Raw genomic sequence first — 12,693 nt, forward strand, 5'->3', positions numbered from 1 at the left:
CCGGCGCAGGCTCGTCGGCATGAACGACACGACGATCACGTCCACCGCATCCACCACGTCCACCGCGCATTCGGGCCTGCTCTCCGGCAAGGTCGCCTTCGTCACCGGAGCCGGCCGCGGCATCGGCGCGGCCGCCGCGCGGCTCTTCGCCCGGGAGGGCGCCCGGGTGCTCCTCGCGGCCCGTACCGAGGCCCAGCTCAAGGCGGTGACCGAGGAGATCCGGGCAGCGGGCGGCACCGCGGAGTACGTGCTGTGCGACCTGGCCGACCCGGCGAGCATCCGTGCCGCCGTCGACCGGGCGGTGGAGCTGTACGGCCGGCTCGACGTCGCCTTCAACAACGGCGCGACGGCCCAGCCGCCCGGCCCGATGGACCAGCTGGCGGAGGCCGACTTCGACCATGTGTACGCGGTCGACCTCAAGGGGCCGTGGCTCGCGATGACCGCCGAGATCGCCGCCATCCGGGCCACCGCCGGGACCGGGGCGATCGTCAACACCTCCAGCGTCGGCAGCCTGATGGGCAACCCCTGGCTGCCCGCCTACGGTGCCGCGAAGCGGGCGGTCAACAGCCTCACCGCGTCGGCCGCCGTCACGTACGGCCCGGAGGGCATCCGGGTCAACGCCATCGCGCCCGGCACCACGCTGACCGAAATGGTCCACGAGTGGGAGGCGAACTCTCCCGGCATCGTCGAGCAGCTCAACACCCAGACCCCGCTGGGCCGTGCGGCCGACCCGGACGAGATCGCCCAGGCCGCGGCCTGGCTGCTGAGCGACCGCGCCTCGTACGTCACCGGCACCGTCCTCCGCGTGGACGGCGGCATGCGGGCCTGAGCCGGGGCCGGGCCAGGGGCGGAGGATGTGATTCCGGCCGCATCGGGTCGGCGGCGCGCTCATGAGCACCCGTCAGAGGGGAAGGCCTCCGTAGGATTCCCGGGTTCGGCTTTCTCCCCGTCAGGACGGTTCCGAGTGATATCTCCCCGCGCTTACCGAGTGATGCTGCCCGCCCTCAGTGTGGCGGCGGTGCTGGCCCTGGCCGGCTGTGATCCCGAGCCCTCGTCCTCCGAGGGGGAGGGTGGCGGGCGGGCCGTCACCGGTTTCGGGGCCAGCCCGCTCGACAATGCCGACGGTACGAAGCCGGGGCTCGCCCCGCTCACGTCCGAGGCGGACCTGGCGGCCGGGCGGAAGGTCATCGAGAAGGTGGCGACGAAGGGGCGGGGGCCGAAGACCGGTTACGCGCGGGACAGGTTCGGCTACGCGTGGAAGGACTCGGTCGACGGGATACCGCTCGCGAGGAACGGCTGCGACACCCGTATTATCTCTATGCTTCACGCCGTGATGAGGCTGTTCTCGCAGCGTATGCAGGGTGTGGTGGGCTATGCGTTCTGAGAGGCACGTGAGTCACAAGAACACTGTGTGTACCCGTCGGAAGAGGGCTGTGCTCGCCCTGGCCGTTGCCGCGACGTTCATCGCGGGTTGTGACGGCCTCGGGCCGGGCGACGTTTCCTCGGAATCCGGACCCGCCGTCTCCGACGGCCGCGCGGTGAGTCCGTTGAGGAATCCCGACGGAACGAAGCCGGGCCTCGCTCCTCTCACGTCGGAGACGGACAAGGCCGACGCGCGAAAGCTCATCGAAGGACTGGCCACGAAAGGCCGTGGGCCGAAGACGGGCTACGAGCGGGACGAGTTCGGGTATGCCTGGATGGATACGGCAGATGGCGTTCCGCTCGCCCGGAATGGTTGTGACACTCGAAACGATCTTATGCAACGCGATGGTCAGGACGTGCGGTTCCGTGCAGGGTCCAACTGTGTGGTCGTCTCGATGTCGTTGTACGATCCCTATACCGGCCGCACCATCGCGTGGCGTAAGCAGCAGGCCACCGAGGTCCAGATAGACCATGTCGTGCCGCTGTCCTACAGCTGGCAGATGGGCGCTGCCCGGTGGCCGGAGTACAAGCGCAAGCAGCTGGCGAACGATGTGCTCAATCTGCTTCCCGTCGAAGGCCGCGCCAACTCGGCAAAGCGGGACTCCGGACCCGCGTCCTGGCTGCCACCGAACAAGAAGATCCGATGCGCGTACGCAGTGCGGTTCGCGCAGGTCTCCGACAAGTACGAGCTCCCGGTGACCACGGCGGACAAGACCATGATGCTGAAACAGTGCGAGGACTGATAGGTCTCCAGTGATCTGGGAAAACGCGTTCGGGGTCAGGCTGTCGGACGCGCACGCTCCGTACCGTGGCTGACCGCATACGAAAGATCGTGACGAGGCTGCCGGGCCTGAAGAGCGTCACCGACGCGTGGAAGGTGGCTGACCGCAGTCTCGCGCGGGGGGTGCTGCGTTCCTCGCGGACCTCGGCATCGTGCTCGCCGGGGCTTACGGCTCCGACACCGGCCGGACCTGCCACTCCGCCTCCGCCATGCCTGAGCAGTAACACCACACGCGGTCCGGATGGCTTCTGAACGGGTCGGTCTCAGGGCGGGCCGGGTTGTCAGCCCGTCTGGGCCGTTCGGGCGCGGTCGGAGAGGAGTCGGGTGAGGCTTTCGAGGTCTGTGCTGCTGTAGCTGCGGCTCTCGTTGTCGTTGCCGACGACGCTGGTGAGGACCGTTCCGGTGCGGACCACGGTGCTGCGGGTGGTGTGGGTGACGTAGGCGTCTCCCTGGCTCGTCGAGATCGAGAACGCTGCGACCTGGTCCCCGATCTGCGCCATGGTCAGGGAACTCGCTCCTTCCTTCCGCGCCTTGGAGGTCAGCGCGTCGAAGGCCGTCTGTGCCGTGCCCTCGTCCGGGTAGGAGCGAACCAGGAACTGGGTCTCCATGCTGTAGCGCCCCAGATACTCGGCCTCGCCTTCGAAGGTGGAGCCGTCATCCTGCGAGGAGACGTCTGCGGTGGGTGCTGAGCTCTCGGTCCAGCCCGACGGCAGGCTTCTCTCATCCGGCAGTACGTTGCGGACGGCCTGTGCATCGCCGAGTGGCATCGCGCGGTCCGCATTGCCGACGCCTGCTGTGTCGTTGCCCGTTTCGTTGCTGTCGGTCCCGGTCTTCTGTTGGCCCTGCCCCGGATCCGACCCGCCTCTGGCCTGGGAGCCTGGAGAGTCACCGTCCAGGGCTTGGATACTGCCGTAGACCAAGAGCGCCACCAAGGTCGCCAGCGCGACGCAGATCGCACCCAAGGCGGTGCGTCCCGAAGGAGTGTTGTTGAAGGTCACCGGCCCGAGCGAAATGGTGTTGCCGCGCACCCGCGACCCACCGTCGATCACCACACTGTTCTGGATGGTCTGCATGGGCGGCTCCTCGGGCGGCGGCCCGGCGAGGACCGGAGCAAGGGCCGCGGCCAACGCGGCGGCAAATTCCTGGTCCGCCGCGACCCCGGCGTTGAGCTCGCTGTGCAGCCCTGCGACGGCAGCCGGGTCACCAGGCTGCGCGTCCACAGCCGCCAAGGCCGCCTGTCCCGATGGCGTACCGCCCAGCCGCTGCCGTACGAGGTCGGAGACGGCCTGCCCGACTCCGGTGGCCGCCGCGGTGGCTGCGCCCCCGGCAAACTCTGTTACTACTCGCACGGTCTGTGACACGAGCTCCGTTGGATCCATCGAGCCCCCCAAGAGTCGGCTGTGTACATGCTAGGACCTGAGGCGGTCTCCTCTACGTCAACTTACTGAGAAACAAGGCGAGTTAGCGGAATCGAGCCCCCGGAATGCGTTGCCCCAGACCCTCACGGACACCGAACTCACCGCCGCCCGGCTGATCAAGATCGACGTGGAGGGCGCAGAGGCCGCCGCCGTACGCGGGCTCGCTGGCCTCATCCAGTTCGTCGATCACCAGCGGCAGGGCCTGTGAGGCGCCGGAGCTCTTGCCGACCAGGCGGCAGAACTCCGTACGGTGCGTCTCCCACGGCGCGGGCTTGAACAGGTGGGCGGCCGGGTTGTCGTAGCGGCGCGAGCCCGGCACGAACACGTCGCCCGAGCGCAGGCCGTCGGCAGTGCGAGCAGCGTGCACAGTTCCCAGCAGTGCTGGTACGCGGTCGCATCGCCCGGTATCCCTCGCTGCTGTCCGGCAGGCGACACACAAGCCGGACAGCAGCGGGTGTGGCGGTAGAGCAAGGGCTATGGGGACGGGACGGCCCGCATCGCACGGCGGAGACTGCCCCGTGCGGCAGTGAGATCGTCTTCAGCCTCGCGCAGCCGGCCCTCCAGGGCGGTGATCTGATCCCTGGCCTCTGACAGCTCCTGGTCCAGAGTGGTATTCCGCTGCTCCAACTGCTGCACCCGCTCGATCAGCTCGTTCCGGTTCACCTCGTCCAGCTCGGCGCCGAGAGACAGCCGGACCCGGTTCCGGAGGCGGTCGCGTTCCTTCTTGAGGTCCTTGATCTCTTCGCGTGCCAGAGCGAGATCCGTCCGCAGCCCGGCAGAGGAGACCTGTCGTGCTTCCGGAACCACATGCTCTCGCTGGGCGGCGATGCCGTCCTGAACGGCCTGGTGCACCGGGGGCTGGTTGTAGATGAACCACGTGGACACCGCCGCGTCCCGTGCCACCTGGGTGACGGTGATACGCCGTCCCGAGCGGAGAAGGCCGTCCACCGCATCGAGCGCGCGCCTGATCTTGTCCTCGCTGTCCTTGGCGCGGCTGGCGCGCAGGCGCTCGACCCGGGCGTTCCGGTCATTGGCGCCGGAAGTTGCAGGGCGTTTCATTCAGAACTCCGTGTCGTCAGCGCCTGTAGGGGCACGAAGGCCGCTGCGGAACGTGCCTTGCGCAGCTCACGCGAGGCGGTCTCGACGGCGGCCCGCTCCTCGACGGGCAGCGCATCGAGCTTCCGCCGCATCTCGTCGGCCGACTTCGAGTAGGCGCGGATCTGGTCGTCGAGATTGCGTACGACCCAGTCGGCGGCCTCCATCGCCAGGGCGGCCTCCTTGTCGGCCCGCAGGTCCGCGATCTGCTGTTCCAGGGCCGGCAGATAGGAGGGATCGGGACGGTAGAAGTCGCAGCCGGCGCACTGGAAGCGGATGCGGCAGTGCCCGCCCCCGGCCTTGACGTTGCTCGGCTCGGTGCAGCCGCCGTAGGGAACCCCGACGCTCTCCACCTCGTAGGCCAGGGGGTCGCTGAAGCCATGGGATTCACCATGCCGGTCGACGGCGAGCGCCGCGACCGTTCGTACGGCCTCCTGCTTTCGGCTGAGGGACACCTTGTAGTACCCCATGGTGACGTCCAGTGAACGGTGGTCCATGAGCTCCCGAAGGACATCGGGGCGGGTGCCTGCGTCCGCGTGACGCTGGGCGTACGAGTGGCGGAAGCCGTACGGAACGACCTGGGTGCGGTCGTACGCGAGCGGGGCGCCGTCCTCGTCGAGCCGTTCGTCCACGAGGTCCGGGATCAGCTCGTCGACCCAGTCGCGGAAGATCCTGTTGCAGAACTGCGCGGCGGTCAGATGCCCACGGCGCGGGCGGTTGCGCTGTCCTGGCGAAGGAAACAGCCACTGGGCGCATCCCAGTATGGTCGGCAGTGCGTCGAGTTCCTTCTGCCAGGACTCGATCATCTGGGCGGTGCGCTCTGAGACGGGCAGCCGACGGCCGTGCCGTCGCCGCTTGTGGTTGTCATAGATCAGAGTCGGTTTGCCGTCGACTCGCTCCAGGCAGTCGCGGCGCAGGCTGGTGACCTCTCCCGGGCGTCGGCCGGTGTCCCGGAGGACCGCATAGACCACCTGGTACATCCGGGCGAAGTCGGCGGCCGTCCAGCCGCCACTCGCGTACGCCGTTGAGGCGCCCAGCAGGTCGAGGTGTGCGTCGAGCTGGGCGATGACGTGCTCGGGGATCGCACGGCCGAGGTCGTCCTCGGTCACCTCCACGGCGGCGATGGAATGGAAGCGGGGATTGAGCGCGAACCCGCCGGGCACGTGGTCCATCATCCCGGCCTGGCGCGCGTACTCCAGGAACGTGCGCCAGTGACGGAGCAGGGCCCTGCGGTGGCTGGTGGAGTAGTCGTGGCCGTCCTCGGGACGCTTGGTGATCCGGAACATGTCCACTACGGCGTTCATGTCCGCCATGGCGAGGAGCTCCGGCTCATCCCCGGGGGGGCGGCCTGCCAGCGCGGAGGACGCGATGGTCGCCGCGTAGACGGTCTGCCGCAGGTCCTGGACGTTGGGGCGTGCCGTGCGGCCGTACTTCTTGACCAGTTCCCGCAGCCAACGCTGCCGTACCGGGCGGAAGTCGACGTCCCCGTGAACAGCGGCGTACTTCCGGCCGCGTCCGGCGGTCAGCCCGACCAGGGCGCATTCCCACACGTCGCCCGAGGTCGGATCGGCTCCCTCGAACTCGACGCGGGCGCGGCGGACATGAAGCAGAACACCATTGAAGACACCGGCGGATGCCTTCGGGAGATCGGCAGCGAAGCCTTCGTCGAGGTCGAGGAGAGAGCCCAGGCCGACGGGGAGCCCCGCCACGATGCGGCGTACCCGCTGGGGGACCAGATTGATCCCGGCATCGTCACGCTGCTGGAGCCCGTACAGGATCTCCCTGCGCACGGCTGGGCTGACGTCGGCCAGTGAGAACTGGGAGACGCCCGGCATCGCACCGTCCACCGAGGTATTGGGCCTGCGGCGGGACGGAATCGGGGCGTGGGTGGTGTCGAAGTCTGCGGGATTTCCCCGGAGGTAGCGGGCCTTCCGACAGGTGCCGCAGCGGGACCCGTTGTTCGCCACATGGGTGGAGCAGGCAACTACGGAACACGTGAATACGCTGGTCGTCGGATTGCCCGGGGAAGCGGTGAACAGCGCCCTTTCCGGGTTCCACTCGTTTGCGCGCCAGCCAGGACGGAGCTGTTCGTCGAGCCACGAAGACCACTCGGGACCGATCCGGGCGGGACGGGCGGCGAGAGAGCGAACGACTGCGTGGGTCATCGGCTCTCCTCCGGAGTGAGACTGTCGACGGCTGCGCGGAGATCCTCGTCCTGGGCGTGCAGGTACACGGCGGTACTTGCGGAGGAGGCGTGGCCCAGGAGGGTCTGCACGATGTCCGGAGCGACTCCGTTTCGGATCCAGCGGGTGGCGGCCGCGTGTCGCATCATGTGCGGTCGGGCGGTCAGGCCACAGCGCCTCCCGATCCGTTCGATCACCTGCTTGGCGTTGGAGTACGACAAGGGGCGTCCGGCGTAGACGCCGACGAGATTGACGAAGACGTAGTCGCACTCGTCGGAGCCGGCCACCTGCTCCCGCTCGGCGAGATGCTCGCGGTATCGGTGCACCACTTCCGGTGTGAGCGGAACCGTGCGATGACGCCCGGCCTTGGCCCGTGCCCCGTTGGTGTTGTCCTGCCGGGGCCTGACGTGCAGGTGCGCGCCACCGGTCCGACAGCCGAGGTGTGTGGAGTCGGGGAGCAGATGCATGTCCTCACGCCGCAGCCCGAGGGCTTCACCGATGCGGAGGCCCGCCTCCGCCAGGACGGCCAGTAGCAGCCGGTCACGCGCGGTGCGAGCGGCATCGAGGACCTGATGCATCTGGGTGCCGGTGAGCATCTGTGGGGCCCGCTCGATCTCCGGCGCTTTCAGAGCACGGGCCTTGATCATCAGATGCTGGCCACCCTCGCCGGGATCGAAGCTGGCCGGGGCGTGGGCGAGGAACCGCGGCTCGCTGAGGCGGGCCGCGACCTCGTGACCGATATGGCCCTGGACCGCGCAGAAGCGGAGGAACTCGCACACCGCGGTGAGCGTGGCGTTGACCGTCTTGCCGGCTGGGGGCTGCCCGTACCGTGTCGGCGTTCGTTCGAGGTGGAACTTGAAGAGGCTCATGTCTCCGAGTCGGACGGTCCGCCAGTCGGTACCCCGCTCCGCACACCAGCTGAGAAAGCGTCCGATTCTGGGGATGTACGCGCGCTGTGTCTGCGGCGATCGCCCGACTCCGCGCAGGTACAGGGAGAACTCGCGGGCTTCGGGATGAGGTGCGTACGTCTCCTCGTCGACCAGGAGCCAGGTGACCTCGCCGGTGGTAGGTGAGACGGCCTTCTCTGTACGTAACGTCACGGCATTTGTTTCCTGCCTCTGATGTCGCTCATGTGCCTCATGTCGTGACTGATAACGGCGAGGGACATGAAGGGGTTACGGCTGTGCCTCATGCGCATCGCACCGAGGAGAGAGATGGAGATAACCCGTAACGACCTCCTTGCCAGGGACGGCAAGGACGTGAAGTTCCGGTCCGGTTCGGACTGTGTGGTCGTGTCGATGACTCTCAAGGACCCGTACACCGGCTCCACCATCGACTGGCGCAAGCAGCAGGCCGCCAAGGTCCAGATCGACCACGTCATGCCGCTCTCGTACGACTGGCAGATGGGCGCCTCGCGCTGGGACGAGGCCAAGCGGCAGCAGATCGCCAACGACCCGCTCAACCTCATCCCGGTGGACGGGCCGGCCAACAACGCCAAGCGCGACTCGGGGCCGGCGTCCTGGCTGCCGCCGTACAAGCCGGTCCGCTGCTCGTACGCGGTGCGGTTCGCGCAGGTGTCCCTGAAGTACCAGCTGCCCGTCACCACTGCCGACAAGACGGCGATGCTGGAGCAGTGCGGCGGATGAGCGGGTAGCCCGGGGCCCAGGGCCCGGGGTACGCGGAAACCCGCCCCGGGGTGGGCGGGTTTCGTTGCGCGGTCGTGCGGCCCGGAGGGTTCAGGGCTTCGGCTTGTTCACCGTGAACGGCTTGTCGAATTCGGAGAATTCGACTGTCACGGGGGTGGTGCGGTCGGTGTCGTGTCCCGATGTGCCGTGCGAGGGGCGCGGTTTCAGCCCCAGCTTCAAGAGGTAGGGCCTGCCGTCGGTGGCGATGTCCGCCGTCCACTTCCCGTCGGCCGTCTCGCCGGTGACGGTCAGGGCGGGGGTGCCGGAGCCGGGTGCGGCCGTCGGTCCCTTGTGGGCCGTTCCGGTCTTCGGCGCGAGGCGGCCGAGGAACGTCTCCCGGTCGCAGTAGCGTTCGGCGAGCTTCGCGTGCCGGTCGGCGGCGGTGGGCCGCACCCAGTGGCCGGCGAGGTCCTTGGCCCGTGCGGCGGAGGCCGGTCGCAGCATCGCGGCGTCGGAGCGGGTGCGGACCGTGCCGCCCGTCCGCACCAGCTCCATGGTGCCTGCCGCGCCCATGGAGAGCGTGACCGTGCACTCGCCCCTGATGTCCGTGGCCACATACGCCTCCACCAGGCCCTCGGGCGTCGTCGTCCGCACCGTCATGCGTACCGACTTGGCGGCGCGGGTCGTCGCGAGGGCCTTGTTGACGACCTCGGGGCCGGTGAGCCGGGGGTAGGGGGTGGTGGCGTCGGGTGCGTCGTCCGGAAGCATGCCGCAGGCCGTCGCGAGGACGAGGGCGGTCGCGGCACTCAGGGCGGCTGCCGAGGCGCGGGCGGGAAGGCGCATGGGGGTCGGCTCCGGTCTGTCCGGTTCGGTCTGTCCGGTCCAAGGGGAGGGGAGGGGAGGCCAGGCCGAGGGGAGGGGAGGTCAGAGCTTCAGGTCCCACTGGGTGGCGTCGTACGTGAAGCCGGGGTTGACCTCCACGGTCAGGTTCTTGGCGTCCGCCGGGGTGTCGAAGGCGAACTGAACGGTGATCTTCTTGCCCGGCAGGACCGTGCCGCTGAAGCCCGCGCCGACCTTGTTGTCGAAGATCTGCTCGGCGTCCACGCCGTCCTGGCCGGCCCGCGCCGAGACGCTGACCAGCGCGGAGTCGAACTTCTCCTTGCCCGCGTTCTCGATGACGACGGCGACCCGGTAGGCCTTCTGGCCCTTGGTGTGTCCGGCGGCGTACTCGTCCGGGGTGTACTTGGTGGCGTCGCCGACCGTGACCGTCAGATCGTCGTCGTACACGGCCGAGTCACCGGCTTCCAGCGCCTTGCCGGTGTCCTTCTTGTCCGCGCCGCCCTTGTCCGCGTCCCCACCCTTGGCGGAGTCGCCGCCGGGCTTCGGCTTCGCGGAGGCCGTGGTGTCGGAGACCGCCTTGTTGAGGTCGTTCACGGCGTCGTCCACGGCCTTGAACGTGATCACCGCGCCCACCACCGTGAGGATCAGCGAGATCAGGCCGAGCACGGCACCGAAGGTCGCCATCCCCTTGTTGGTGGCCTCGCCGCGCTTCGCCCGGCCCCGGCCGGCCAGACCCAGGATCAGGGCGATGAGGCCGAGGATGCCCGCCAGCCAGAACAGGAACGGGATCAGGCCGGACACGGCGCCGATGACACCCAGGATCAGGGCGGAGATGCCCAGTCCGTTACGGGCCGGGCGCATGCCCGGCATCTGGGCGGGGGCGTACGGCTGCTGGGGCTCCGGGGACTGCGGGGACTGCGGCGGCTGCGTGAACTGGGACATGGCTGTGCCCTCCGGCGAAAGCAGAAATGGGTGGTGAGCGGTTCCGTGCATCGCTCCGATGCATCGCCCTGTGTGGCGATGGGTCAATAACAGCAGAGCTTGTGAACCGAGTCAACACGCTTCACGGGGAAGGAGTCGATGCACGCTGTGAATCGGTGTCGTGTAAACCGGGTCGGTATGCTCGCCGACAAGCAGTACCGGGACGAGTGCCAGGACCAGGCCCAGGGAGACAGTCAGTGCCGGAGAACTCGACAGAGGTGACCGCGGCCGGGATCGCACGGCTGGCGGGGGTGGGGCGCGCCGCGGTCAGCAACTGGCGCCGCCGCCACGCCGACTTTCCCAAGCCCGTCGGCGGCACCGAGACGAGCCCGTCCTTCGCGCTGCCCGAGGTCGAGCAATGGCTCCGCGACCAGGGAAAACTCGCCGAAGTGCCGCTGCGTGAACGGGTCTGGCAGCAGGTCGCCGGGCACCCGGCCGGCGCGGTCCCCGCCCTGGTCCACGCGGGCTGCGCCCTGCTGCTCCTGCGGACCAGTCCCAAGACCTGGCCGGAGATCACCGCCGCGTCCGGCGAAGGGATGGCCGGTGTGCTGTCCCTCGCCCTCGACAAGGTGCTCACCGCACGCTTCGGGCCGGCCGCGGAAGGCGGAAGGGCCGTTCACACCCCGAGCGACACCGAACTGCTCCCGTCCGTCCCGCTGCTCCGCGCGGTCATGGAGCTCGCCGCCGGGACCGGGATCCGGGAGACCTTCGAGTTCCTGCTCGGCCGCCAGCTGGACGCCAACCCGCGCCAGTACACACTCACTCCGCCCGGCCTCGCCGAACTGATGGCCGCCCTGGCGGAGACGGGCGAGCGGCCCGCCCGCACGGTCCTCGACCCGGCCGCGGGCACCGGCGCCCTGCTGCGTGCCGTCGGCGACCCCGCCGCCCTGTACGCCCAGGAGACCGACCCCGACCTCGCCGCGCTCACCGCGCTGAGACTCGCCCTGCACACCGACCCCGGCTGTGCCCTGGCGGCGCGGACCGGCGACACCCTGCGCGCCGACGCCTTCCCGCAGCTCGCCGCCGACGCCGTGCTCTGCCACCCGCCGTTCAACGAACGCAACTGGGGCCACGACGAACTCGCCTACGACCCGCGCTGGGAGTACGGCTTCCCGGCCCGCACCGAGTCCGAACTCGCCTGGGTCCAGCACGCCCTGGCCCATCTGCGCGAGGGCGGCACCGCTGTGCTGCTGATGCCCCCGGCCGCCGCCTCACGCCGGTCCGGCCGCCGGATCCGCGCCGATCTGCTGCGCCGCGGCGCGCTGCGCGCCGTCATCGCGCTCCCGGCCGGCGCCGCACCCCCGTACGGCATCCCGCTCCACCTCTGGGTGCTCCGCAAGCCCGGTGGCGGCTCGCACCCCTCGCCCGAACTGCTGCTCGTCGACACCACCGAGCCCGCCGAGCCGGCTCCGGGAGGGCAGGCGTCCGCAGCCGGCGGGCGCGACCGGCTCGACTGGCAGGCGGTGCACGGCGCCGTGCTCGACGCCTGGCAGTCCTTCCAGAGCCCCGGACACCCGGCCGCGGTCCGTCCCGGCTCCGGCCGCGTCGTTCCCGTCATCGAACTCCTCGACGAGGACGTGGACCTGGCCCCCGCACGCCATCTGCCGCCCCCGGCCGCCGCGGGCGGACCCGGCGAACTGATCCGGGTACGGGAGCGGCTCACCGAGACGCTCGGCCGCACCGGCGCCCTCACCCCGCCCGCCGTGACCCTCGCCGACCCGGCCCACTGGCCCCTCACCACCGTCGGCGAACTCGCCCGCGCCGGCGCACTCCAGCTCCGTGCCGGCGGCTCCGGCACCGGCCAGACGCCCGTGCTCACCGAACACGATGTCCTGGGCTCCACCGCCCCTTCGGGAAGCCTGCCCGCCGACGGCCCCTCCGAGGAGCCGGTTCTCGTCGAACCGGGCGATGTCGTCGTTCCCGTGCTCGGCGGCGGCTCCGCCGCCCGCGTCATCGACGACGCCACCGCGGGCGCCGCGCTGGGCCGCAACCTTCAGCTGCTGCGCCCCGATCCGGCCGCCCTCGACCCCTGGTTCCTGGCCGGCTTCCTGCGTGGCACCGCCAACAACCGCCAGGCCAGCAGCTACGCCTCCACCGCCACCCGGCTGGACGCCCGCCGCCTCCAACTGCCCCGGCTGCCCCTCGCGGAGCAGCAGCGGTACGGGGAACGGTTCCGCGCCCTGGCCGAGTTCGAGGATGCCCTCAGGCTGGCCGGCCGGCTCGGCGGACAGCTCGTGCAGGGGATGTACGACGGACTGACGGACGGCACGGTCGCGCCGGAGTGAGCTGAACCACAACGATTCCGTACAACCCGGGGCGGGTTGTCGGTGTCGCCCTTTACGCTCGGA

The 12,693-nt window shown here is 69.7% G+C and carries 11 protein-coding genes and 2 pseudogenes; 6 read left to right on the top strand and 7 right to left on the bottom strand.

The features are described from left to right. Nucleotides 1-19: 19 nt before the first annotated feature. From OHA19_RS24270 to OHA19_RS24280, 3 genes and pseudogenes are all read left to right on the top strand, one after another. Nucleotides 20-829, top strand: a complete 810-nt coding sequence (locus tag OHA19_RS24270) for an SDR family NAD(P)-dependent oxidoreductase (RefSeq protein WP_405751577.1) — start codon at nt 20-22, stop codon at nt 827-829. A gap of 162 nt (nt 830-991) precedes the next feature. Continuing rightward, a pseudogene (locus tag OHA19_RS24275) lies at nt 992-1,309 on the top strand (HNH endonuclease); the annotation flags it as partial. Nucleotides 1,310-1,373: 64 nt separating this feature from the next. Continuing rightward, nucleotides 1,374-2,165, top strand: a complete 792-nt coding sequence (locus OHA19_RS24280; RefSeq protein ID WP_405713400.1) for an HNH endonuclease family protein — start codon at nt 1,374-1,376, stop codon at nt 2,163-2,165. 319 nt (nt 2,166-2,484) lie between these two features. On the opposite strand, the gene OHA19_RS24285 is transcribed toward OHA19_RS24280, so the two are convergent. Beyond that, nucleotides 2,485-3,276 carry a hypothetical protein gene (locus OHA19_RS24285; RefSeq protein WP_405713398.1) on the bottom strand — a complete coding sequence of 264 codons (792 nt, stop codon included), beginning with the start codon at nt 3,274-3,276 and terminating at the stop codon, nt 2,485-2,487. 102 nt (nt 3,277-3,378) lie between these two features. Between OHA19_RS24285 and OHA19_RS24290 the strand changes: the two genes are divergently transcribed. Continuing rightward, complete coding sequence (locus OHA19_RS24290) at nt 3,379-3,561, top strand: hypothetical protein (protein ID WP_405713396.1); 183 nt, start codon at nt 3,379-3,381, stop codon at nt 3,559-3,561. A 103-nt stretch (nt 3,562-3,664) separates the two neighbouring features. Here the strand turns inward: OHA19_RS24290 and OHA19_RS24295 are convergent, their stop codons facing one another. The 4 genes from OHA19_RS24295 to OHA19_RS24310 all read right to left on the bottom strand — a co-directional run bounded on the left by OHA19_RS24295 (nt 3,665) and on the right by OHA19_RS24310 (nt 7,999). Beyond that, nucleotides 3,665-3,988, bottom strand: coding sequence for a hypothetical protein (locus OHA19_RS24295; protein WP_405751580.1), 324 nt, complete (start codon nt 3,986-3,988; stop codon nt 3,665-3,667). Nucleotides 3,989-4,095: 107 nt separating this feature from the next. Next, the gene (locus OHA19_RS24300; RefSeq protein ID WP_405751582.1) at nt 4,096-4,680 is read right to left on the bottom strand and encodes a DUF6262 family protein; all 585 of its coding nucleotides are present in this window, start codon (nt 4,678-4,680) and stop codon (nt 4,096-4,098) included. Further along, on the bottom strand, nt 4,677-6,881 hold the full coding sequence (locus OHA19_RS24305) for a tyrosine-type recombinase/integrase (protein WP_405751585.1): 2,205 nt from the start codon (nt 6,879-6,881) through the stop codon (nt 4,677-4,679). The genes OHA19_RS24300 and OHA19_RS24305 overlap by 4 nt, the downstream gene beginning before the upstream one ends. After that, nucleotides 6,878-7,999, bottom strand: coding sequence for a tyrosine-type recombinase/integrase (locus tag OHA19_RS24310; RefSeq protein WP_405713390.1), 1,122 nt, complete (start codon nt 7,997-7,999; stop codon nt 6,878-6,880). Before OHA19_RS24310 ends, OHA19_RS24305 begins: the two co-directional genes overlap by 4 nt. 123 nt (nt 8,000-8,122) lie before the next feature. Here OHA19_RS24310 and OHA19_RS24315 point away from each other — a divergent pair. Beyond that, nucleotides 8,123-8,545: pseudogene (locus OHA19_RS24315) on the top strand (HNH endonuclease family protein); the annotation flags it as partial. A gap of 90 nt (nt 8,546-8,635) precedes the next feature. Here the strand turns inward: OHA19_RS24315 and OHA19_RS24320 are convergent. Together OHA19_RS24320 and OHA19_RS24325 are read right to left on the bottom strand one after the other, a co-directional pair. Further along, entirely contained in the window at nt 8,636-9,367 is a 732-nt protein-coding gene (locus OHA19_RS24320) for a hypothetical protein (protein WP_405751588.1), read from the bottom strand. A gap of 81 nt (nt 9,368-9,448) precedes the next feature. Continuing rightward, nucleotides 9,449-10,306: a DUF4190 domain-containing protein gene (locus OHA19_RS24325; protein WP_405713388.1), complete on the bottom strand. Its 858-nt coding sequence runs from the start codon at nt 10,304-10,306 to the stop codon at nt 9,449-9,451. Between the two features lie 236 nt (nt 10,307-10,542). On the opposite strand from OHA19_RS24325, the gene OHA19_RS24330 reads away from it, so the two are divergent. After that, nucleotides 10,543-12,630 (top strand): N-6 DNA methylase, encoded by a 2,088-nt coding sequence (locus OHA19_RS24330; protein WP_405713386.1) that lies wholly within the window; start codon nt 10,543-10,545, stop codon nt 12,628-12,630. Nucleotides 12,631-12,693 lie beyond the last annotated feature (63 nt).

Origin of the sequence: Streptomyces sp. NBC_00012, from assembly GCF_045040875.1 — a bacterium.
Lineage (GTDB): Bacteria > Actinomycetota > Actinomycetes > Streptomycetales > Streptomycetaceae > Streptomyces.

Coding starts and splice junctions, on each gene's coding strand:
- OHA19_RS24270 (WP_405751577.1), top strand. CDS start 20: ATGAACGACACGACGATCACGTCCACCGCATCCACCACGTCCACCGCG.
- OHA19_RS24280 (WP_405713400.1), top strand. CDS start 1,374: ATGCGTTCTGAGAGGCACGTGAGTCACAAGAACACTGTGTGTACCCGT.
- OHA19_RS24285 (WP_405713398.1), bottom strand. CDS start 3,276: ATGCAGACCATCCAGAACAGTGTGGTGATCGACGGTGGGTCGCGGGTG.
- OHA19_RS24300 (WP_405751582.1), bottom strand. CDS start 4,680: ATGAAACGCCCTGCAACTTCCGGCGCCAATGACCGGAACGCCCGGGTC.
- OHA19_RS24305 (WP_405751585.1), bottom strand. CDS start 6,881: ATGACCCACGCAGTCGTTCGCTCTCTCGCCGCCCGTCCCGCCCGGATC.
- OHA19_RS24320 (WP_405751588.1), bottom strand. CDS start 9,367: ATGCGCCTTCCCGCCCGCGCCTCGGCAGCCGCCCTGAGTGCCGCGACC.
- OHA19_RS24325 (WP_405713388.1), bottom strand. CDS start 10,306: ATGTCCCAGTTCACGCAGCCGCCGCAGTCCCCGCAGTCCCCGGAGCCC.